Origin of the sequence: Streptoverticillium reticulum (assembly GCF_047456005.1) — a bacterium.
Classification (GTDB): Bacteria; Actinomycetota; Actinomycetes; order Streptomycetales; family Streptomycetaceae; genus Streptomyces; species Streptomyces reticulum.
This window is the reverse complement of the sequence record NZ_CP179755.1, coordinates 5,891,228-5,911,660: the sequence shown is the minus strand read 5'-3', so window position 1 is coordinate 5,911,660 and position 20,433 is coordinate 5,891,228. Positions and strand designations below refer to the sequence as shown.

The following is a 20,433-nucleotide window of genomic DNA, read 5'->3' as shown; positions in this document are numbered from 1 at the left end:
TACGGGGCGGGGCGGCGGGGCGTGCCCCGGCAGGTTCACCCGAAGGGCACGTTGACACAGGCCAGACGCGCGCCGGCCATGCCGGCGTGCCCGGGGCCCGTCTCGGTGGCGTGCTCGTGAATGACGACCGAACGCGCCTCTCCTGCACGGAAGAAGAAGTCGACGGAGGACGTGGCAGAGCCGTTCCCCCGCCCGTCGGTGGTGAAGTCCAGCCACACCTCGTTGTCCGGGTTGGCGTACTCCGGATCGGCCGAGGGCTGCTTCGGATCCACGACATCCTGATAGTGCGCGCCGGAGTCGGCAGGCTTGGTGCCGCACGGCTTCTGGTGGACATGGGCGCCGAACGTACGGTCCGGCTGGAGACCGTGCAGGCGCAGCTCGATCTCGGTGCCGTCGCGGTGGGTGCTCTCCAGCACCACGACGCGGCTGCCCGCGGGCACCGCCTTCGCGTCGAACGTCACCGCCTGGTACGTCCCGCCACCGGCTGCGGACTCGAACCGGCCGCGCACGGCCGTTCCGTCGCACGTCACGCCGGTCATGGACGAGGCCACGGCCATGGATGAGGCAAGTACTGACATGAGAAAGGACATCTTCAGCCCCTTTCAGCGCAGTTCCCGCTGTCGACCCCTCGCTTGCGAGGGCTGTCGTACAGCCTTGCACCACTCCCCGCGGACCGGGCCCATGTCTCCACGGTATCCGGCCAACTGCTCTCCGAGAGTTGCAAGTACTGCTTGCAAACACACTTTGCAACTCGTAGCCTTCCGGCATGGCCGAACAACCGCCCGCCCAGGAGATCAACGATGCCGAGGCGCTGCGCGCCTTCGCACACCCGATGCGGCAGAAGATCGAACGATGCCTGCGCCGGGCGCCCGCCAACTCGGCGGCGCTCGCCCGCGAGTTGGGCGAGAGCACGGGGCTGGTCAGCTACCACCTGCGGCAGCTGGCCAAGCACGGCTTCGTCGAGGAGGTCCCGGAGCTGGCGAAGGGGCGGGAGCGGTGGTGGCGGACCGTGCCGGGGGACCGGCGGTTCCCGCCGTACAGCCGGCAGACGCCGCAGATGCGCGAGGCGCTGACCGAGATGCACCGGATCGGCCTTGCCGAACTGGTCGACTCCGCCCGGCGTTTCGAGGACGCACGCGACACGCTCGGCCCCTGGGCCGACGCGGCGCTCTTCTCGCGCGCCACACTCCGGGTCGATCCGGGCCAACTCCGCGCGTTCTTCGAGGAGTACATCGCGCTTCTCTACCGGTACTCGGCCCCGGACGGAGAGGACGCGCCCGAGGCGCGGACCGTGCTCGTCCGGCTGCTCGGCATTCCCGAGACCGACTGACCGACCATGGGGGGGGACGCACACCGTGTCGCTGCTACGCACCGTACTGGCCGCCCTGTCCGCGGCATTGGCCGGCGCCCTCCTGCTGCTGACCGCGCCGGGGGCGTATGCCGCCGGGGACGGGCTGGTCCGCCAGGGGAGGCGCCCATCCGCCCTGGCGTCCGTCAGATATAGGTCACTTGGCGGATGTAGACGCACTCGTGCCGTGGGATGACGATACAGACGAAGAACCCACCAGGGACGTCAATGCTTTCTCCCGCCGGGCTTGCCCCTTGGAACGCTTTACCTTCGACGTAGAACGCAGCAGCAGCCCTGACGACTTCGTCGGCCTTCTTCTCGACCTCGGCGATGAAGGCCGGCGGGGCCCCTCCGGTGACATGTTCCTCGCTGGGGTCGTACTCCCACCGCCAGCTCACCCCGTGACCGCCTGCTTCGCCTCTTCCAAGACGGCGTCGAGCTCGTCGATACCCCTGCGGAACGTCGGGTCGTCCTTGCCGGAGGAGTTGTGCACGGCTTCGAGAGCGTCGCGCTGCCGGGCGCTGAGGTCGGGACGGCGCTCGATCTCGACCTGGGCCGCCCACCAGACGAGCCAGTGCTGGAGGTGACCGATCTTTCCGTCCTGCAGGGCGACGGCGAGAGCCTCTTCCTTGCTTCTCTCCATCTCGGCCAGGCGATGCGGAGCGACGCGTGCCAGGGCGGCGCGGACGGCTTCGGGGGTGCGATCCGGGCGCGGGATCGGCTCCCGGCCGTGCAGGGAACTGCCACGGGGCCCGTACTCGGGCTGTGCGGTCATGGTCTCCTCCTCGGAAGGCCCGGCTCACCAGAGGCTCACCAGAGTAGGGACTCCGGATGCGCGATGGCGGGTTTCGGCCGGCCTGCCGGGAAGGCAGGCGGCGGACGAGTCGGCCTGTACGCCGGGTTCTGTCTCCCGGGGGCCTTGCGGCCCTCGGGGAGGCGGCCATCCATCTAGGCCTGCCGTTGCCGACAGGCTCGTGCGGTCTACCCGCGGACTCGGGCGGGCAGCCCTCGATCGTCCGCGCAGGGACACCGGAGTGTCCCCATCTTGACCTTGCTCCGGGTGGGGTTTACCTAGCCGGCCGGGTCACCCCGGTCGCTGGTGGTCTCTTACACCACCGTTTCACCCTTACCGGACGCCTTGCGGCCTCCGGCGGTCTGTTTTCTGTGGCACTGTCCCGCGGGTCACCCCGGGTGGGCGTTACCCACCACCCTGCCGTATGGAGCCCGGACGTTCCTCGGGGGACCGAAAACGATCCCACGCGGCCGCCCGGCCGGCTCGTCCGCCGTGACGACCATGGTACCGGCAGCCTGTGCGGGGACGAACCACACTAGGCTCGGCAAGGTTCGCCCGCCCCGACCCCCGAAGGAGACCGATCCGCCGTGCTCGTCCTGCTGCCGCCGTCCGAGGGGAAGGCCACCGGAGGCGCCGGTGCCGCGCTGACGGTGGGGTCGCTGTCGCTGCCGGGGCTCGCGGAGGCCCGGGAAGCCGTGCTCGCGGAGCTGGTCGAGCTGTGCTCGGGCGACGAGGAGAAGGCGGCCGAGGTGCTGGGGCTGAGCGCCGGGCTGCGCGGCGAGGTCACCAAGAACGCCGGGCTGCGCACGGCCGGGACCCGGCCCGCCGGGGAGATCTACACCGGTGTGCTCTACGACGCGCTCGGGCTCGCCACCCTCGACGGCCCGGCCCGGAGGGCGGCCGAGGATTCGCTGCTGGTCTTCTCCGGGCTCTGGGGCGCGGTACGGATCACCGACGCGATCCCCTCCTACCGCTGCTCGATGGGCGTCAAGCTGCCGGGGCTCGGGGCGCTGGGCGCGTACTGGCGCGAACCGATGGCGCAGGTCATGCCCGCGGCCGCAGGCGACGGGCTCGTCCTCGACCTGCGTTCCGCCGCGTACGCCGCCGCCTGGAAGCCGAAGGGCCGACTCGCCGAGCGCACGGCGACGGTGCGGGTGCTGCACGCGAAGACCGTGAACGGCGTGGAGAAGCGGTCGGTCGTCAGCCACTTCAACAAGGCGACCAAGGGGCGGCTGGTGCGGGACCTGCTGACCGCCGGCGCACAGCCCTCCGACCCGGCCGAACTGGCCGTGGCCCTGCGTGACTTGGGGTACGCGGTAGAGGGCGACACCCGGCCCGCGAAGGGCGGCAGGCCCTGGGCGCTCGACGTGGTGGTGTCCGAGCTCTAGCGCATGCCGTTGCACCGTGTGCAACGGCCGTTGCGACGGGTGAGGCCCGGCGGCAGGATGACCGCCGTGACCGTACTCGACCTGGCACCTGTGCTCCCCGTCGTGGTGATCGACGACGTGTCCAGGGCCGTGCCGCTGGCGCGGGCCCTGGTCGCGGGCGGGCTGCCGGCGATCGAGGTGACGCTGCGCACGCATGCCGCCCTGACGGCGATCCGGGCCGTCGCGGAGGAGGTCCCCGAGGCGGTGGTCGGCGCCGGGACCGTGCTGCGGCCCGCCCAGGCGGAGGCCGCGGTACGGGCCGGTGCCCGCTTCCTGGTCAGCCCCGGGTGGACGGAGCGGCTGCTGGATGCCATGCGGGCCTCGGGCGTGCCGTTCCTGCCGGGGGTATCCACGGCCTCGGAGGTGCTGGCGCTGCTGGAGCGCGGCGTGCGGGAGATGAAGTTCTTCCCGGCGGAGGCGGCGGGCGGGGCACCGTATCTGAAGTCCCTGGCCGCGCCCCTGCCGACCGCCCGGTTCTGCCCCACGGGCGGCATCGGGCCCGGTGCCGCCCGCGACTACCTGGCCCTGCCCAACGTGGGCTGCGTGGGCGGCACGTGGATGGCGCCCCCGGAGGCGGTGCGCTCGGGCGACTGGGGGCGCGTCACGGAACTCGCGCGGGAAGCCGCACAGTTGCGGCGACCCGGCGCGGTAGCCTGCTGACCGCCATGAACGATTTCGTTGACGAAGCGCGTTCGCGGGTCGCCCACCTGCTGCGGATGGCCAATACGACGGACGACCGCGTCCGGGCGCGGATCATCGAGTACGCCGACTCCACCCCCGAGCCCCCGGTCATGAGCCGGGCCGGGATCGCCACCACCGGCTGTCCCCAGTGCCGGCGGACGGCGTGGCGGCAGCAGGACGCGGAGGGGCCGGTATGGGTGTGCGCGTCGTGCGGGCACGTGGAGGGGATCACCGTGCGGTGTCCGCAGTGCGACGTGGCGATGGACCCGCCGGCCGTCGGGACTCCCGACCGCTGGCAGTGCCCGTCCTGCCCCAGGGTCGCGGCAACCGGCGAGAGCCCCACGGAGATCGAACAACGGGAGAGGCAGCGATTGCGGGCGATCGCTTTGCTGGACAAGGTACTTGCGGCAAGAGCCCGCCGCGCCCCGTAGGGGCGCGGGGCCGTGCTCATCATGCGGCTCCGCCGCGTGGGCGCGACCAGCCACAGACCACCCGCACCCGACCTACCGCAGATGCCCCGTGTCGTTCAGCAACCGCAAACTCGCATTGCCGTCCGCGTAATACGCCACCGCACTCAGCGACGCCGCCGACAGCTCCATGCGGAACAGCGACTCGGGCGGCGCGCCCAGCGCAAGCCGCACCAGCGTCTTCACCGGCGTCACGTGCGACACCAGCAGCACCGTCCGCCCCGCGTACTGCTCCAGCAGCCGGTCGCGGGCGGCGGACACCCGCCGCGCCACCGCGGCGAAGCTCTCGCCGCCGCCCGTGGGGGCCGCCTTCGTGGAGGCGAGCCAGGCGTCCAGATCCGCGGGGTGACGCTCGCGCACCTCGGCGAAGGTCAGCCCCTCCCAGGCGCCGAAGTCCGTTTCGCGCAGGCCCTCTTCGACCCGGACCTCCAGGCCGAGCCGCGCCGCCACCGTGGCCGCCGTCTCGCGGCAGCGGCGCAGCGGCGAGGTGACGACGGCCTGGACGGTGCCCCGGGCCGCGAGCGCGGCAGCCACCGCGTCCGCCTGGCGGCGGCCGGCGGGCGACAGTTCGGGGTCGCTGCCGCCGCTCCCCGAGAACCGTTTCTGCGGGGTCAGCGCCGTCTCGCCGTGCCGCAGCAGCACGAACGTCGTCGGCGCCCCGAGGTCGGCGGGCGCGGCCCAGCCGACAGGCGCGGCCTTGGGCTGCCCGGAAACGGCACCGGCAGCGGCAGCGGCAGCGGCAGCAGGCTCGGGAGCAGCGGCCCCCGGCTCCCACCGCTCGCCCCGCCTGCCGGCGTCCATGGCCTCGTTGGCCAGCCGGTCCGCTTGCTTGTTCCGCTCGCGCGGGATCCACTCGTAGGTGACCTGCTCCGGCGGGAAGACCGTCTGCGCCCGGGCGGCGAGCGGCCGCATGTCCGGGTGCTTGATCTTCCAGCGGCCGGACATCTGCTCGACGACGAGCTTGGAGTCCATCCGGACCGCGATCTCGGCGTCCGGATCGATGGCCCGGGCCGCCTCCAGCCCGGCGATCAGGCCCCGGTACTCGGCGACGTTGTTGGTCGCCGTGCCGATGTACTCGGCGGCCTCCGCGAGGGCCTCGCCCGTCGCCGCGTCCAGGACGACGGCGCCGTAGCCGGCGGGACCCGGGTTGCCCCGGGAGCCGCCGTCCGCTTCGACGATGAAGCGATGGGCCACCGCGGGCCTACAGGCCCGACTCAGGCGTACGGACCAGGATCCGGCGGCAGTTCTCGCACCGCACGACCTCGTCGGCGGCCGCGGCCCGGACCTCGTTGATCTCGGTGATGTTGAGCTCCAGCTGGCAGCCCTCGCAGCGGCGCTGGTACAGGCGGGCCGCACCGATGCCGCCCTGCTGGACGCGGAGCTTGTCGTAGAGCTTCAGGAGCGCGTCGGGGACGGTGCCGGCGACGAGCTCGCGCTCCTTGGTCACGGTGGCGACCTCGGCCTCGATGGCCGCGGTGGCGGCGTCGCGGCGCGCGGCGGCGTCGTTGACCTTGGCCTGGACGGACTCGACGCGGCCGGTCAGCTCCTTGACCCGCTCCTGGGCGGCCTCGCGGCGCTCCATGACCTCGAGGACGACGTCCTCCAGGTCGCCCTGTCGCTTGGCGAGGGAGGCCACCTCGTGCTGGAGGTTCTCCAGGTCCTTGGGGGACATCCCGGCGCCGGAGTCCAGGCGCTGCTGGTCGCGGGCGGCGCGCTGGCGGACCTGGTCGACGTCCTGCTCGGCCTTGGCCTGCTCGCGGGCGGTGTCGCTCTCCTGGGTCTGCGCGGCGACGAGGAGGTCGCGGTGCTGGGCGAGGTCGCCCTCGAGCGCCTGGATCTCGGCGTGCTCGGGCAGGCTCTTGCGCTTGTGGGCCAGCTGGTTGAGGCGGGTGTCCAGGGCCTGGAGATCGAGGAGGCGGATCTGGTCGGCGGGCGCGGCGTTCAGTTGGGGGCTCCTAGGAGTGGTGAGGTGTGGTGGACGCCGCGTGGGCGGTCCAGGGGTCGGTGACCGTCCGCGAGACGTGGGTGCGCAGGCCCCAGCCGTGGCGGTCGGAGATCTCGTCGAGCTGGGCGGCGGCCTGCTCGGCCCAGGGCCACTCGGTGGCCCAGTGCGCGGCGTCGACGAGGGCGAGCGGGCTGTGCTGCTGCGCCTCGGACGCGGGGTGGTGGCGCAGGTCGGCGGTGACGTAGGCGTCGACACCGGCGGCGCGCACCTCGGCGAAGAGGGAGTCGCCGGAGCCGCCGCAGACGGCGACCGTGCGGATGGTGCGCGCGGGGTCCCCGGCGACGCGGATGCCCTGGGCGGTGGCGGGCAGCCGCTTGGCGGCGCGCGCGGCGAAGTCGGCCAGGCTCATCGGCGGGTCGAGCTCGCAGATGCGGCCGAGGCCGCGGCGGCCCGCGGGGTCCGTCGGGTCGGGCACGAGCGGCCCGGTGACGCGCAGGTCGAGGGCGCCGGCGAGGGCGTCGGAGACGCCGGGGTCGGCGCGGTCGGCGTTGGTGTGCGCGACGTGCAGGGCGATGTCGTGCTTGATGAGGGTGTGCACGGCGCGGCCCTTGAAGGTGGAGGCCGCGACCGTCGTCGTCCCGCGCAGGTAGAGCGGGTGGTGGGTGACGAGCAGGTCGGCGCCGAGCCGCACCGCCTCGTCGACGACCTCCTGGACGGGGTCGACGGCGAAGAGCACACGGCCGACAGGGGCGTCGGGCTCGCCGCAGACCGTGCCGACGGCGTCCCACTGCTCGGCCCGCTCCGGGGGCCAGAGAGCGTCGAGGGCGGCGATGACTTCAGACAGTGCGGGCACGGAGGAAAGGCTACCTGTCCCCCGGCCCGGGCTTCACTGCCCGGACACAGGGCTTTGCGGCGCCTGGGGGCACCTCCCAGCGTTAGCTGGGGGAGGGCGGCGGGTCAAGGAGGCTCGTCCGGCCACAAAGGCATGCCTCCCCTCACCGAACCGCCGAAGACACAGCACACCTGCTTCTCATCCCTCAGGCGAATCGGACGAGAGCCACCCTTACGCGTGAAGCACCCCCGCCCGGAGGGTTCGGCTCGCGGACCGAAAACTACGTTCTGTGCCGGAGGTGACGTTTCTCATGACGGTCTGTGCCCCACAGAGCAGTCCTCAGAGCGCTCCGGCCGGCACTCCACCGGGTGCCCGGACGGACGGACGACCCACGCCATTCACGGTCACAGCGGACGGATCGTACGCGGCGTGGCTGGCCCTCGGGCAGGGGACGGATGGCTGGTTTCCGGAGCGCTGGACGCTCGACGGCCCCGAGCCGTACGCGGTGCCGCTGCCCGGCAAGCAGCCGGAGGAGCCCGACAGCCAGGTCCTGCCGCTCAGCGACGGCCGCGTGCTCATCCGCCGCCGGGTCGCCGAGCGGTTCGCGCTCGCGCTGCTCTACCCCGCCGGGCCCGGCACCGGCGAGCTGCCGCTGGGGGCCATCGAGTGCCCGCAGCTGACGCTGCTGCCGCCCGCTCCGGACGGCGCGTCCGCCTACGCCCTGGTGCACGGCGCCGAGTCGACCACGCTGTGGCAGGTGCACGGCAGCACCTCCTGCCCCGATCTGCTGGCCACGGTGCCCGGCCGCTGCGAGGGCGGCGCCTGGCTCGACCGCTCGGGCCGGCTGCTGGCACTGGACCGCGAGCTGGAGGGGCTGACCAAGACCGTCGTCGTCGACCTGGGGCGCGGCGGCGAGACGAGTCCGCTGCTGCAGATCACGGAGCAGAGCAACGACCGGCTGCTGCTGGCCGAGCCGGACAGCGGGCTGCTGGTCGTACGGTCCGACGCGCCCGGCACGGACCGGCTGGGGTGGGGCGTCCTCGGCTCGGCACGGCCGGTGCGGTTCCCCGAGTGCCTGGTGCCCGACGGCGTCTCGCTGCGGCCGATCGCGGCGCAGCCGGGGCAGGGGCTCTCGCCGGAGGGGTGTGCGGTCGCCTTCGCCGTTCAGCGCGACGGGGCGACGGGGGTCGGGGTGTGGCGGCCGGTGACGAAACGGCTGCGGCAATTCGCCGCGCCGGAGGGGTGGTTGACGGGGGCGGGGCTGTGGACGGCGGACGGGGGGCTGCGGTTGCCGTTCGTGACGGCGGCCGTGCCGTGCGGGCTGGCGCACGTACCGTGCGCCGAGGAGGAGGCGGAGGCGTTAACGCCTCCGCGGCCGGTGCCGTTGCGGCTGGCGCCGCAGGCCAGGGCGCGGTAAGCGCGGGGGCCGCTGTGTGACGGGTGCGGGCCGTCCGTGGCTTGTCGCGCAGTTCCCCGCGCCCCTTACGGGGCGCCCCAACACGCCACTGCCCCGATTGACTCCGGTGATCAAGGCCCCGTTAAACTCGGGCGGGGGCTGCGCCGACGTATGGTCACGCGCGGAAAGCGAAGCTGTCCCCCACGCGCACAGCCCGCATCCACATCCGACGGAGTGACTTCCCACATGCCCGATGTCCGTACCGACACGACCGAGGCGCGCCACGGGGCGTCCGCCCAGGCCGCAGCCGCCGGCACCGGCAGGCACCGCGGTCCGCAGGCGTCCTCGGACGACGACCGCGCCCCCGCCCACGGCAAGCACCGCCGCAACGACGACACGGAGCGGGCGGCGGCCTGAGCGCCCCCGCCTCCCGTATCCGAAGCATCCGACCGGCCGCCGGGCTCATCCGGCGGCCGGTCGGCCTTTGTGCAGTCCCAGCACCTCCACCGCCGCGAACGTCTCGTGCGGCGGCCGCCCCGCGTAGTACGGACCGAGCACGGACTCCAGCTCCGCGGCGCTGAACACCCCGTCCTGCGCGTCGAACTGCGCGGCCACTCTGGGCCGTTCGACCACGGCCACCATCCCGCCGTGCACGACGAAGACCTGCCCGCTCACCTGCGCCGCGCCCGGCGAGGCGAGGTAGGCCACGAGCGGAGCGACGTGTTCCGGGGCCAGCGGGTCCAGCCCGCCGGCTGCCCCCGTCTCCCCCGACTCCCCGGCGAAGACGTCCGCGGTCATCCGGGTCCGGGCCCGCGGGCAGATGGCGTTCGCCGTGACCCCGTACTTGCGCAGCGCCTCGGCCGTCGACGTCGTCAGCCCGACGATCCCGCCTTTGGCGGCCGCATAGTTGGGCTGTCCGGCCGAGCCGGCGAGGAACGCCTCCGAGGAGGTGTTGACGATCCGCCCGTAGACCGGGCGGCCGGTGGCCTTGGCCCGTTCCCGCCAGTGCGCGGCGGCGAAGCGCGTGGTGGTGAAGTGCCCTTTCAGATGGACGCGGATGACCGCGTCCCACTCCTCCTCGGACATCGAGAAGACCATCCGGTCGCGCAGGATGCCCGCGTTGTTCACGAGGATGTCGAGCGAGCCGCCGAAGCTGTCGAGGGCGAGCCGCACGAGGTCGCGGGCCTGCTCGAAGTCGGCGACGTCGCCGAGGTGGGCCACGGCCCGCCCGCCCGCCGCGCGGATCTCCTCGACGACGGACTCGGCGGGCCCGGCGGAGGCCGCGCCGGTGCCGTGGTGGCTCTCCTGCCCGTAGTCGTTGACGACCACGGCCGCGCCGAGCCGGGCCAGCTCCAGGGCCTCGGCCCGGCCGAGGCCGCGCCCGGCGCCGGTGACGATCGCGGTTCTGCCCTGCAGCGGCAGCGCCGTACCCATTTCCGTCCCCCTCACAACTCGATGCAGGTGCGCAGCGCCTGTCCCGTCCGCATCTGCTCGACGGCGTCGTTGACGCCCGCGAGCGGGACGCGGTGGGTGATCAGGCCCGCGAGGTCGATGCGGCCCGCCCGCCAGAGGGCGATGGCCCGTTCGTAGGAGCGCAGCACGTCCCCGCCGCCGTACAGCGAGGGCAGGATCCGCTTCTCGTCGAAGAACAGCTCGAACATGTTGATCTGCAGGTTGTCGTCCATCGCCCCCGCGCCGACGACGCACAGCGTGCCGCCGCGGCGGGTCGTCTCGTAGGCGGTGCGGGCGGTGGCGGAGGAGCCGACGACCTCGAAGACGTAGTCGAAGCCCTCGCCGCCGGTGACCCGGGCCTTGGCGCCGGGCAGTTCGCCGGGGGCGACGGCCTCCGTGGCGCCGAAGCGCAGTGCGGCCTCGCGGCGGGAGGCGACCGGGTCGACGGCGACGATCTGCGCGGCGCCCGAGAGCCGTGCGCCCTGCACGGTGGAGATGCCGACGCCGCCGCAGCCGATCACGGCGACCGACGAACCGGCGGCAATGCGCGCGGTGTTGAGGGCGGCGCCGAGCCCGGTGGTGACGCCGCAGCCGATCAGGGCGGCGATGTCGTAGGGCACGTCGTCGGGGACGGGCACGGCGCACCCGGCGTCGACGACGGCCTCCTCGGCGAAGGTGCCGGTGCCGGCGAACCCGAAGACCTCGCTCCGGCCGGCGCCGCGGCGGAAGTTGGGGGTCGCGGAGTTCATGAACCCGGCGAGGCACAGATGGCCCTGGCCGCGCCGGCAGGCCCTGCAGTCCCCGCACGGCGGCAGCCAGCAGACCAGGACCCGGTCACCGGGCCTGACGGAGGTGACGCCTTCGCCCGCCTCCAGCACGTCGCCCGCGCCCTCGTGCCCGGGGACGAAGGGGGCGGGCTGCGGCAGGACGCCGGACATGGCGGAGAGGTCGGAGTGGCACAGCCCGGCGGCCCGGATGCGCACCCGCACCTTGCCGGGGCCGAGCCCCACGGCCTCGACGTCGTCGAGGACTTCGAGCTTGTCCCGGCCTGTCTCGAGCTGAACGGCGGCACGCATGGCGGCGCTCCCTTCGCGTACGGGCAGTACGGGCGGTGCAGGCAGCGTGGTTCAGGTGTGGTCGGGTGTGGTCAGGTGTGCTCGACGACCGTGTCCGTCAGCACTGGCGCGTCCTCGCGCTCGACGGCCCCGGCCGCCACCCGGATGCGGCCGTCCCCCTCGCGCCACATGCGGATCCGCAGCGTCTCGCCGGGGTAGGCCACGCCCGCGAAGCGGGTGGCGTACGTGCGTACGCGCGTGACGTCGCCGCCGAGCGCGGTGTCCACGACGGCCTTGAGGACGATGCCGTACGAGCACAGACCGTGCAGGATGGGGCGTTCGAAGCCGGCGAGCCGGGCGAACTCCGGGTCGGCGTGCAGCGGGTTCCAGTCGCCGGAGAGCCGGTAGAGGAGGGCCTGGTCCTCGCGGATGGCGCGCTCCACGGTGAAGTCGGGCGTCCTGGCGGACGGTTCGCGACGCTCGGCCCGCGGCCCGCGCTCGCCGCCGAAGCCGCCTTCGCCCTTGACGTAGATGGAGGCCTCGGAGGTCCACAGCGGCCCGTCGGCGTCGGCGGCGTCCGTGCGCAGGACGATGACGGCGGCCTTGCCCTTGTCGTACACGGCGGCGACGCGCGAGGTCCGGGTGACGTCCGTGCCGCGGACCGGGAGGGGGCGGTGGAGCGCGACGCTCTGCCCGCCGTGCAGCACGGCGGCGAGGTCGACGTCGATGCCGGGTGCGGAGAGCCCGCCGGCGAGGGCCGCGCCGCCGCCCGCGACGGTGGCGAAGGAGGGGAGCACGTGCAGCCGGCTCTCCAGGGTGTAGCGGAGTTCGCCGGGGTCGGTGGCGGGGGCGCCGGCGCCGATGCCGAGGTGGTAGAGCTGGACGTCCTTGTGGTCCCAGGCGAGGGAAACCGCCTGCGGCGGGGCGGAGACGGCCTTGACGGGATCGATGGGCATGGCGGAGGTGCCCTTCAGGTCGTGCCCCGTAAGGGGCGCGGGGAACTGCGCGATCAACCACGAACGACCCGCAGTTTAGAACGCGTTCTAAGACGACAAGGGCTCCTTGTATATCCGATCGCCCGAAGCGGCGGAACCCCCGCCGCACCCGGCTTTGGGACAAATGTCATCGGCATCCGGCAGACATTCGCATCTGCCCAGCTCAGCACGCCTTTTCGTACAGTCTCCGATATGAGCAGCGGAGCAATGAAGGCGATCGAGCGGATGAACGCGCCGACGTGGCGCACATTCACGCCCTGGCTCCTCGCCCTTACCGGGGACGTCATCGACATCTTCCGGGGCAGGACGCCCCTGCCGTGGCTGGCCGGCGCGGGCCTGATGGCCTTTGCCGCCTGCTACGTCACCGCGATCGTCACCAGTCTCGACGAACACCGGCGCGAGACCCGATCCCCGTTCGCCGCCCTGGCCGGGCTGATCGTCGTCACCTACGCGCTGACCATCGGGTACGGCGGCGACTGGATGCTGTGCTTCCCACTGCTCTCCCTGGCCACGGGCGTCGTCATGCGCCTCAAGGGCCCCTGGCTCGGGGGCGCGCTGGGGGTGACCGGGCTCTCGGTCTGGGCCATCACCACGTTCCAGGACCACCCGCAGAACACGCTGGCCATCGCCTGGGGCACGTCGCTGTCCGGCGTCGTGGCGGCCACGCTGCTGAACTTCTTCGAGACCGTCGCCCGGCTCAAGGCCACGCAGGAGGAGCTGGCCCACGCGGCCGTGGAACGCGAACGGCTGCGGTTCTCGCGGGACTTGCACGACCTGCTCGGCCACACCATGTCCGTCATCGTCGTCAAGGCCGAGGCGGTGCGCCGCCTCGCGCCCCGCGACCTGGACGCGGCGCTCGGCCAGGCCGCGGACATCGAGGCGGTCGGCCGCCAGGCCCTCACCGAGATCCGCGAGGCGGTCACCGGCTACCGCGAGGGCAGCCTGGCGACCGAACTCGACCGCGCCCGCTCCTGCCTGGACGCCTCCGGCATCACGACGGACATCCGCCAGTCGGGCCCGCCGCTGCCGCCGCAGACCGCGGCCCTGCTGGGATGGGTGGTGCGCGAGGGCGTCACCAACGTCATCCGGCACAGCGGCGCGGACCGCTGCGCGATCGAGGTCCGGGGCGAACCCGGCCGCGTCCACCTGGAGATCACGGACGACGGCCGCGGCGTAGGCTCGGGCACGAACACCACCAGCGGTACGGGCGGTACGGGCCTGAAGGGCCTGACCGAGCGCCTGGCCGCCGCCGGCGGCTCCCTGACCACCGGCCCCCACAGCAAGCGCGGCTTCCGGCTCGTGGCCGAACTGCCCGTGGACGACGAGGAAGAGGGACGCGCGGCATGATCAAGGTACTGCTGGCGGAGGACCAGGGCATGATGCGGGGAGCGCTGGCGCTGCTGCTCGGCCTGGAGGAGGACATCGAGGTCGTGGCCCAGGTGGGCGACGGCGACGAGATCCTTCCCACCGCCCTCGCGGCCCGCCCCGACGTCGCCCTGCTCGACATCGAACTCCCCGGCCGCAGCGGCCTGGACGCCGCCGCCGACCTGCGCACGCGGCTCCCCGGGTGCCGCGTCCTGATACTCACCACCTTCGGCCGCCCCGGTTACCTCCGCCGCGCGATGGAGGCGGGCGCCTCCGGCTTCCTGGTCAAGGACGGCCCCGTGGAGGACCTCGCGGCGGCGATCCGCCGCGCCCTGGCCGGCGAGCGCGTCATCGACCCGGCCCTCGCGGCAGCCGCCCTGAGCGCCGGCCCGAACCCGCTCACCCAGCGCGAACGCGACGTCCTGGCCGCGGCGGTGGACGGCGCGACGGTGGCCGACATCGCGGCGAAGGTGCACCTCTCGCCGGCGACGGTGCGGAACTATCTCTCGGCGGCGATCGGCAAGACCCGGACCCGCAACCGCATGGAGGCGGTGCGGGCGGCCAGGCAGAACGGGTGGCTGTGAGCCCCGTAAGGGGCGCGGGGAACTGCGCGACCAGCCACGAACAGCCCGCACTTAAAGTGTCACGAGCCACACCCACCCGCGCAAAGGACGCAACCACCATGCCGCCCAAGCCCGACATACTCGCCGCCTTCGAGGCGGCAAAGGGTTTCATGCCCGTCGACGAGGGCCTCGCCCTCTACGCCGCCGCCGAGCAGGCCGCAGGCCTGGGGCTGCCGCTGCTCGAAGTCGGCACCTACTGCGGGCGGTCGACGATTCTGCTCGCCGCCGCCGCGCGCGAGGCGGGGACCATGGCCGTCACCGTCGACCACCACCGCGGCAGCGAGGAGCAGCAGCCGGGGTGGGAGTACCACGACGCCTCCCTCGTCGACGGTGGCGACGAGGGCGTGGGCCTGATGGACACGCTCCCGACGTTCCGCCGCACCCTGCACCGGGCCGGGCTGGAGGAGCACGTCGTCGCGATGGTCGGGCGGTCGCCCCGGGTGGCCGCGCTCTGGCGGGCGCCGCTGGGGCTGGTGTTCATCGACGGCGGGCACACCGACGAGCACGCCACCGCCGATTACGAGGGGTGGGCCCCGCACGTGGCGCCGGGCGGGCTGCTCGTCGTCCACGACGTCTTCCCCGACCCCGCAGACGGCGGGCAGGCGCCGTACCGCGTGTATCTCCGGGCTCTGGAGTCCGGGGCGTTCACCGAGATCTCGGTAACGCACTCGCTTCGCGTTCTGCAGCGCTCGGGCACCGGGATCTGAGGAGCGGGGCTAGCATCGCGGGGGTGTCCAGTCGCATGCGCCGCCCCGTTGTCGTGTTCCCGGCCCTGGCCGTGACCCTGTCCGTCGGCCTCGGCCTCGGTCTCGCGGGCTGCGCGGGCACCCCGGCCAAGGCCGGTGCCGTCTCCGCGGCGCCGTCCGTTCCGTCCATAGCGACAGGCGGCGCCACGGCCACGTCCGCGTCCCGGCCGAAGCCGTCGGAATCCACGGAACCGTCGGAATCACCGAAGCCCTCGGACCCCTCGCCCGCCGCCGACGGGCCCCTCAGGGGCAAGACCGTCGTCATCGACCCCGGCCACAACATCCACAACCAGGAGCACCCCGCGGAGATCGACCGCCAGGTCGACGTCGGCAACGGGCACAAGGAGTGCGACACCACCGGCACCTCCACCAACTCCGGTTACGCGGAAGCCACGTTCAGCCTCGACGTGGCGCACCGCCTGCGCACGATCCTCCAGGGCCGGGGGGCCACGGTCGTTCTCACCCACGACGGCGACCGGCCGTACGGGCCGTGCGTGACCGAGCGCGCCGAGATCGGCAACAAGGCGCACGGCGACGCGGCCATCTCCATCCATGCCGACGGCGCTTCGGCCGGCGACCGTGGTTTCCACGTGATCCAGCCGGCGGCCGTCCGCGCCGGCGGCATCGACAACTCGGCCATCGTGGCGCCCTCCAAGGAGTTGGGCGCGCGGATCGCGGGCAATTTCGTCCGGGCGACCGGAAGCGCGCCCTCCAACTACATCGGCGGCGGTACGGGACTGGACACGCGCAGTGACCTCGGCGGTCTCAACCTGTCCACCATTCCGAAGGTTTTTATCGAATGCGGCAATATGCGTGACCCGCAGGACGCCGCTCTGCTCACCGACGGATCATGGCGCGAGAAAGCGGCGCAAGGGATCGCGGACGGCATCACGGACTTTCTGCACGGGTAAGAGGCACGGTTAAGAGCCGCAGGCCACAGGCGTGTCACGAGGGTGATACGAACGAGACGCCCAGGACGACCGGGCCATGGGTTCACCCGTACGATGGGGAGCCGCCACCCCCGAGCGACGATTACTGACAGCACTGACAAAGGATCCTAGGTGAACATCCGCTCCCTCACTCGAGGTGACGGCGGGGTGATCGGAGCAGCGGTGTTGCTGTTCATCGCCTCGTTCCTCAGCTACTACTCGTTCGACTGCGGATCGGCCACCATCGGCTGCCCCAGCGAGCCGAACGGCTGGAAGCCCGATTACTTCCCCGCTCTGCCGTCGATCTTCCTCGCCGGAATCATCGCCGCTGCCCTCATCGTCGCCTCCCGTTTCCAGCCCGAGGGCCGCAAGCTCGTGGGCCTGAGCCTCGACCAGTGGGGCAGCGCGCTGGCCGTGTTCGCCGCGTGGTCCTCGCTGTGGACGATCTTCGGCGGGCCGTCCAGCGACCGCATCTCCCCCGGAACCGGTCAGATCCTGGCGCTGATCGCCAACCTCGTGCTGGCGGCGATCGCCCTGCTCACCCCGCGCACCCCGGCCCTGAAGGCCCCGCTGATGCCGGCCCCGTCCGCGCAGCAGCCGGTGCCGGGTCCGTACGGCATGGGCCCGCAGCCGGGTTACGGCTACCCGGGCCCGGGCGCCGCGCAGCAGCCCGCCGCCGGTGCGCCGTCGCCGTACGGTGCGCAGCCGCAGCAGCCCTGGGGTGCGGCGCAGTCCGGCGAGACGCGGGTCCAGCCGCCGATCGGCGGGCACGACGCGGCGGCCCCGGCCGCCGAGGGCATGGGTGCCGGTGCCGCCGCCGCGGCTCCGCAGCCGGCGGCTGCCGCGCCTGCGGACTTCGCCCCGTTCTGGTTCGCGGTGCCGGTGAACCGTCCCCTCTACGCGGAGGACGGTTCGCCCACGCCGATCGCCGAGCTGGCGCCCGGTACCTGGTACCTGGCGGTCGACCAGCGCGGCCAGGCACTCGTGGCGCAGACGCAGGACGGCCGGCGCGGCGTCCTGCAGGACACGACGGGCATCCAGCGCGGCTGAGCCCTCTCTCTTCTTGCTCCACGGGCAGCGGCCCGCCGGCTCCGGCCGGCGGGCCGCTGTCTTGTCCCGGAACACATTGCTGACGTACCGTCAGTTCCCTTCCTCCCGGGAGGAGCTCCCCATGCGACTCGGCCTCGCGCTCGGCTACTGGGGCCGCCGCCCCGACCCCCGCCACCTCGAACTCGCCCGCCACGCCGAGCAGCTCGGCTACCACTCCGTGTGGACCGCCGAGTCCTGGGGCTCCGACGCCTTCACCCCGCTGACCTGGATCGCGGCCCGGACGCGCCGCATCCGGCTGGGCACCGCGGTGGCCCAGATGGCGGCCCGCACACCCACGGCCACGGCCATGCACGCCCTCACCCTCGACCACCTGTCCGGCGGGCGCCTGCTGCTCGGCCTGGGCCTGTCGGGCCCGCAGGTGGTGGAGGGCTGGTACGGACGCCCGTTCCCGGCAAGCCCGTTGACGGCGACGCGCGAGTACGTGGACGTCGTCCGCCAGGTCCTGCACCGCCAGGGCCCGGTCGTCCTGAACGGCCGCTTCCACCAGCACCCGTACCAGGGCCCGGACGGCACGGGCCTGGGCAAACCGCTCCGCTCGATCACCCACCCGCTGCGGCGCGGCCTCCCGCCGGTGCTGCTGGGCGCGGAGGGCCCGAAGAACGTCGCACAGACGACCCGCATCGCGGACGGCTGGCTCCCGCTGTACTGGTCCCCGACACGGGCAGCCGCGCTGTACGGGGACGCCCTGGCGACCGCGCCCGCGGGGTTCATGGTGGCGCCGATGGTACGGGCACAGGTGTGCGCGAACGTGGCCGAAGGTCTGCTGCCGGTGAAGGCGATGCTGGCGTTCTACGTGGGCGGCATGGGACACGCGAGCCGCAACTTCCATGCGGAGCTGATGGCCCGCATGGGCTTCGAGGAAGCGGCCCGCCGGATAAGGGAGTTGTTCGCGGAGGGCAGGCGGGCGGAGGCGGTGACGGCCGTGCCGGACGCGTTCGCGGACGAGATCTCCCTGGTGGGCCCGCGGGAACGGATCGCGGAACGGCTGGAGTCGTGGCGGCGGGGCCCGGTGACGGACCTGCTGGTGGTGGCGCCGGACCGGGGGACGCTGCGGGCGCTGGCGGAGGTGAACGGGTAGAGCCTGTCCGGCGGATCTTCGCTCATGGGTGCGGTGCGCCCCGTCAGGGGCGCTGCGGTGCCGGGACGACGGCACGGACGCGGATGTGCGCGGATGCCGGTGGCGACGGGCACAGTCATGCTGCCGACGCTGGTCAGGCGCCGGGAGCAGCAGCCCGGCGATTCATTTCCCAGATTTCGAGAATCTCTGTGCCCACATGTACCGGTGAGTCCGCACGACCACAGACTGCGTCATGAGGGACCTGACACTCGGAGTCCGCACAGGCCCAGTTGACGGCGCGCTCCTCGGAGTCGACAGTCCAGCGGAGTTCTACGGGCACGAGGTTGACATGCAGAAAGACGGGCTCAAGGAAGATCCACCATCCGTACCAGGTCTCGAACCGATCCTGCCGCAGGCCGCATGTGGAACAGACCGGCGGATCATCCGGCCAAGGAGCCGTGGCCCCTTCGCGCATCGCCCGCGTAAAGTACAAGGAGCGCCGGACTCCGGTCCAGCACTCCGAGCAGAGCGGCCCGCGGCCTCGCTTTCGCTCCACGACCTCTGCGCCCTGCGTGCGGCATACGCAGCAACAACCCCCCATGCTCGAAGATTGCGCGTGCAGACGACCCGTGAACAGGGCCTTTGCCGGACGTCCGCCGAGACACTGCGGCTGCGGAAGGGGCGGGGAACGCCAAACGGGGCGCCGGCAGCCTCGCCCGTCGGCAGAGGTGACGGCTGGGCCGACGGCCTTGACGGCCACGGCTTGCCCTGGACCGTTGACCGGCAACGACCTTTACATCCTGCCTGGTTGGCCCCTAAACAGGCGATGGCGAACAGTACGCGACCGGATCGGCGAGGAGGCCGGCCATGAACGCACGCAGACGCACTGCCGCAGCGCTGACCACGCTGACGCTCGCCACGACTGCCGCCCTCACGAGCACCTCCGCAAGCGCGGCGGCTCCGACGTCGGACCTGTGCCCTGAGGGGAACCTCTGCCTCTATTACAGCGGGATCGGCATCCCCGAACCCCTGCCGATCCCGCAGTGCGAAGGCAGGACCTTCGACCCGCCCTTCCCGGCAAGGGCGGTGGAGAACAACACCCACACGCTCGCACAGCTCGGGTTCACCACGGGCTCCTTCCTGGTACTGATGCCGGGCCGGCTCGTCGACTTCTCACCGGAGATGCAGATCTCGTCGGTGAAGCAGGCCTGTTAGGACGTGCGCACCTCAGTGGGTGAGTCGCGCGAGGTCGATGTCGATGTCGAACGGCACAGAGGTTTCGATCCGTTCACGGTGGATGCCGGTGGCGACGTAGGCCTGGGTCGTCTCGTCCAGCTCGTAGGAGTGGACGACGGGAAGACCGTGCTCTTCCTCAACGCGCCAGAAATGAGGGATGCCCGCTCGGGCGTACTTGAACGGCTTGGTCTCGCGGTCGCGCTCCTGCGATTCGTCGGACACGAGCTCGACGACGAGCGCGACTTCTTCCGGCAGGAAGCGCGTCCGGTCGGGGTCGTAGGGGACACTCGCGGCGATGACGTCCGGCTCGGGGCGGCTCTTCACACTCAGCCGGATGGTCATCTGCGCCTCGACAGTGTGCCCCTGCGGAGCCTGGTCCTCCAGTGCGGAGGTCAGACGACGGATGACACGGTCGTGCCAGGACCGCTGGGGAGACGTCCTGAAGACGAGGGCTCCGTCGATGAGTTCCGTGTGGCGAGGCAGGTCGGAGATGGTGTCGAGGTCATCGGCCTCCCAGCCGCTGTCACGCGGCGGGTGGAGCCACTCGGGCAGTGCGGCGTTCATGTTCTCCGGGTCCCTGAAGCGGACCTTCAGTTCCGCTTCGATCACCAGCTGATCTCCTCAAGACCGTGATGGCCCCGCCTCTGGACAGGCGGGGCCATCACGGCACTCCTACGGCCGAATTCGGCTGTTCTCCCTGACACAGTCGAGGCAGACCCATCCCTTGCGGGCGACGAGCTGCGTCCGTTCCTTCGGGTGTTCGCCGCACCACTCGGAGGGGCCGGACCGGTCGGGCAGGTCCCGCTTGATGAGCAGCCCGATCAGGAACCGATTGCGGGGCGGCGGCTCGTCCGGGGCCGGAGTGTCACTCATCGTCGCCTTCCTGCTGTTCCGGATCAGGCTCGGCCGAGGTCACGATCTCGTGCTCGTACACGTCGTACCCGTTGACTTCATCCTTGCCACCCATGGCGGGCCT

25 protein-coding genes and 1 other RNA gene are annotated in these 20,433 nt (G+C 72.4%); 13 read left to right on the top strand and 13 right to left on the bottom strand.

The features are described from left to right. Window positions 1–35: 35 nt before the first annotated feature. A complete protein-coding gene (locus ACMATS_RS27245) occupies window positions 36–578 on the bottom strand; it encodes a superoxide dismutase family protein (protein WP_414169392.1) in 543 nt (180 codons plus the stop codon). A 188-nt stretch (window positions 579–766) separates the two neighbouring features. On the opposite strand from ACMATS_RS27245, the gene ACMATS_RS27240 reads away from it, so the two are divergent. Beyond that, a complete protein-coding gene (locus ACMATS_RS27240) occupies window positions 767–1,330 on the top strand; it encodes a helix-turn-helix domain-containing protein (RefSeq protein WP_414169391.1) in 564 nt (187 codons plus the stop codon). A 164-nt stretch (window positions 1,331–1,494) separates the two neighbouring features. On the opposite strand, the gene ACMATS_RS27235 is transcribed toward ACMATS_RS27240, so the two are convergent. The 3 genes from ACMATS_RS27235 to rnpB all read right to left on the bottom strand — a co-directional run bounded on the left by ACMATS_RS27235 (window position 1,495) and on the right by rnpB (window position 2,627). Continuing rightward, window positions 1,495–1,746, bottom strand: a complete 252-nt coding sequence (locus tag ACMATS_RS27235) for a hypothetical protein (RefSeq protein ID WP_414169390.1) — start codon at window positions 1,744–1,746, stop codon at window positions 1,495–1,497. Next, the gene (locus ACMATS_RS27230) at window positions 1,743–2,123 is read right to left on the bottom strand and encodes a hypothetical protein (RefSeq protein ID WP_414169389.1); all 381 of its coding nucleotides are present in this window, start codon (window positions 2,121–2,123) and stop codon (window positions 1,743–1,745) included. Before ACMATS_RS27230 ends, ACMATS_RS27235 begins: the two co-directional genes overlap by 4 nt. Before the next feature lie 101 nt (window positions 2,124–2,224). Further along, an RNA gene (gene rnpB / locus ACMATS_RS27225) (RNase P RNA component class A) lies at window positions 2,225–2,627 on the bottom strand. A 101-nt stretch (window positions 2,628–2,728) separates the two neighbouring features. On the opposite strand from rnpB, the gene yaaA reads away from it, so the two are divergent. From yaaA to ACMATS_RS27210, 3 genes are read left to right on the top strand one after another with little or no spacing between them, the layout of a single operon-like run. Continuing rightward, window positions 2,729–3,529: a peroxide stress protein YaaA gene (gene yaaA / locus ACMATS_RS27220; RefSeq protein ID WP_414169388.1), complete on the top strand. Its 801-nt coding sequence runs from the start codon at window positions 2,729–2,731 to the stop codon at window positions 3,527–3,529. A 57-nt stretch (window positions 3,530–3,586) separates the two neighbouring features. Further along, window positions 3,587–4,228 (top strand): bifunctional 4-hydroxy-2-oxoglutarate aldolase/2-dehydro-3-deoxy-phosphogluconate aldolase, encoded by a 642-nt coding sequence (locus ACMATS_RS27215; RefSeq protein WP_390777802.1) that lies wholly within the window; start codon window positions 3,587–3,589, stop codon window positions 4,226–4,228. Between the two features lie 5 nt (window positions 4,229–4,233). Next, a complete protein-coding gene (locus tag ACMATS_RS27210; protein ID WP_390777803.1) occupies window positions 4,234–4,680 on the top strand; it encodes a hypothetical protein in 447 nt (148 codons plus the stop codon). A 72-nt stretch (window positions 4,681–4,752) separates the two neighbouring features. Here ACMATS_RS27210 and ACMATS_RS27205 read toward each other — a convergent pair whose 3' ends face one another. The 3 genes from ACMATS_RS27205 to ACMATS_RS27195 are packed head-to-tail and all read right to left on the bottom strand — an operon-like array spanning window position 4,753 to window position 7,514. Then, window positions 4,753–5,910: a bifunctional RNase H/acid phosphatase gene (locus ACMATS_RS27205; RefSeq protein WP_414169387.1), complete on the bottom strand. Its 1,158-nt coding sequence runs from the start codon at window positions 5,908–5,910 to the stop codon at window positions 4,753–4,755. Window positions 5,911–5,917: 7 nt separating this feature from the next. Then, window positions 5,918–6,661 (bottom strand): zinc ribbon domain-containing protein, encoded by a 744-nt coding sequence (locus ACMATS_RS27200; protein ID WP_414170808.1) that lies wholly within the window; start codon window positions 6,659–6,661, stop codon window positions 5,918–5,920. A gap of 10 nt (window positions 6,662–6,671) precedes the next feature. Further along, window positions 6,672–7,514 carry a Nif3-like dinuclear metal center hexameric protein gene (locus tag ACMATS_RS27195; RefSeq protein WP_414169386.1) on the bottom strand — a complete coding sequence of 281 codons (843 nt, stop codon included), beginning with the start codon at window positions 7,512–7,514 and terminating at the stop codon, window positions 6,672–6,674. Window positions 7,515–7,803: 289 nt separating this feature from the next. Between ACMATS_RS27195 and ACMATS_RS27190 the strand changes: the two genes are divergently transcribed. Both ACMATS_RS27190 and ACMATS_RS27185 read left to right on the top strand, forming a co-directional pair. Continuing rightward, window positions 7,804–8,910, top strand: coding sequence for a hypothetical protein (locus tag ACMATS_RS27190; RefSeq protein WP_391155923.1), 1,107 nt, complete (start codon window positions 7,804–7,806; stop codon window positions 8,908–8,910). 225 nt (window positions 8,911–9,135) lie between these two features. Then, on the top strand, window positions 9,136–9,306 hold the full coding sequence (locus ACMATS_RS27185; protein WP_414169385.1) for a hypothetical protein: 171 nt from the start codon (window positions 9,136–9,138) through the stop codon (window positions 9,304–9,306). A 45-nt stretch (window positions 9,307–9,351) separates the two neighbouring features. Here the strand turns inward: ACMATS_RS27185 and ACMATS_RS27180 are convergent, their stop codons facing one another. From ACMATS_RS27180 to ACMATS_RS27170, 3 genes are all read right to left on the bottom strand, one after another. After that, window positions 9,352–10,323: a 3-oxoacyl-ACP reductase gene (locus tag ACMATS_RS27180; RefSeq protein ID WP_414169384.1), complete on the bottom strand. Its 972-nt coding sequence runs from the start codon at window positions 10,321–10,323 to the stop codon at window positions 9,352–9,354. An 11-nt stretch (window positions 10,324–10,334) separates the two neighbouring features. Beyond that, window positions 10,335–11,417 (bottom strand): Zn-dependent alcohol dehydrogenase, encoded by a 1,083-nt coding sequence (locus tag ACMATS_RS27175; protein ID WP_414169383.1) that lies wholly within the window; start codon window positions 11,415–11,417, stop codon window positions 10,335–10,337. A 71-nt stretch (window positions 11,418–11,488) separates the two neighbouring features. After that, window positions 11,489–12,352: a MaoC/PaaZ C-terminal domain-containing protein gene (locus ACMATS_RS27170; protein ID WP_414169382.1), complete on the bottom strand. Its 864-nt coding sequence runs from the start codon at window positions 12,350–12,352 to the stop codon at window positions 11,489–11,491. A 231-nt stretch (window positions 12,353–12,583) separates the two neighbouring features. On the opposite strand from ACMATS_RS27170, the gene ACMATS_RS27165 reads away from it, so the two are divergent. From ACMATS_RS27165 to ACMATS_RS27140, 6 genes are all read left to right on the top strand, one after another. Next, window positions 12,584–13,738 carry a sensor histidine kinase gene (locus tag ACMATS_RS27165; protein WP_414169381.1) on the top strand — a complete coding sequence of 385 codons (1,155 nt, stop codon included), beginning with the start codon at window positions 12,584–12,586 and terminating at the stop codon, window positions 13,736–13,738. Then, window positions 13,735–14,340, top strand: coding sequence for a response regulator transcription factor (locus tag ACMATS_RS27160; RefSeq protein WP_414169380.1), 606 nt, complete (start codon window positions 13,735–13,737; stop codon window positions 14,338–14,340). Before ACMATS_RS27165 ends, ACMATS_RS27160 begins: the two co-directional genes overlap by 4 nt. Window positions 14,341–14,438: 98 nt before the next feature. Further along, complete coding sequence (locus ACMATS_RS27155) at window positions 14,439–15,086, top strand: class I SAM-dependent methyltransferase (RefSeq protein WP_390777813.1); 648 nt, start codon at window positions 14,439–14,441, stop codon at window positions 15,084–15,086. Window positions 15,087–15,121: 35 nt separating this feature from the next. Beyond that, on the top strand, window positions 15,122–16,036 hold the full coding sequence (locus ACMATS_RS27150; RefSeq protein ID WP_390777965.1) for an N-acetylmuramoyl-L-alanine amidase: 915 nt from the start codon (window positions 15,122–15,124) through the stop codon (window positions 16,034–16,036). A 150-nt stretch (window positions 16,037–16,186) separates the two neighbouring features. After that, a complete protein-coding gene (locus tag ACMATS_RS27145) occupies window positions 16,187–17,104 on the top strand; it encodes a DUF5336 domain-containing protein (protein ID WP_391155914.1) in 918 nt (305 codons plus the stop codon). Window positions 17,105–17,225: 121 nt separating this feature from the next. After that, complete coding sequence (locus tag ACMATS_RS27140; RefSeq protein ID WP_414169379.1) at window positions 17,226–18,242, top strand: LLM class F420-dependent oxidoreductase; 1,017 nt, start codon at window positions 17,226–17,228, stop codon at window positions 18,240–18,242. Between the two features lie 133 nt (window positions 18,243–18,375). On the opposite strand, the gene ACMATS_RS27135 is transcribed toward ACMATS_RS27140, so the two are convergent. Next, entirely contained in the window at window positions 18,376–18,696 is a 321-nt protein-coding gene (locus ACMATS_RS27135) for a DUF6083 domain-containing protein (RefSeq protein WP_414169378.1), read from the bottom strand. A 392-nt stretch (window positions 18,697–19,088) separates the two neighbouring features. Between ACMATS_RS27135 and ACMATS_RS27130 the strand changes: the two genes are divergently transcribed. Next, window positions 19,089–19,436, top strand: a complete 348-nt coding sequence (locus ACMATS_RS27130) for a hypothetical protein (protein ID WP_414169377.1) — start codon at window positions 19,089–19,091, stop codon at window positions 19,434–19,436. A 12-nt stretch (window positions 19,437–19,448) separates the two neighbouring features. On the opposite strand, the gene ACMATS_RS27125 is transcribed toward ACMATS_RS27130, so the two are convergent. Then, window positions 19,449–20,021, bottom strand: a complete 573-nt coding sequence (locus tag ACMATS_RS27125; protein WP_414170807.1) for a Uma2 family endonuclease — start codon at window positions 20,019–20,021, stop codon at window positions 19,449–19,451. 108 nt (window positions 20,022–20,129) lie between these two features. Then, window positions 20,130–20,330 (bottom strand): hypothetical protein, encoded by a 201-nt coding sequence (locus tag ACMATS_RS27120; protein ID WP_414169376.1) that lies wholly within the window; start codon window positions 20,328–20,330, stop codon window positions 20,130–20,132. Window positions 20,331–20,433 lie beyond the last annotated feature (103 nt).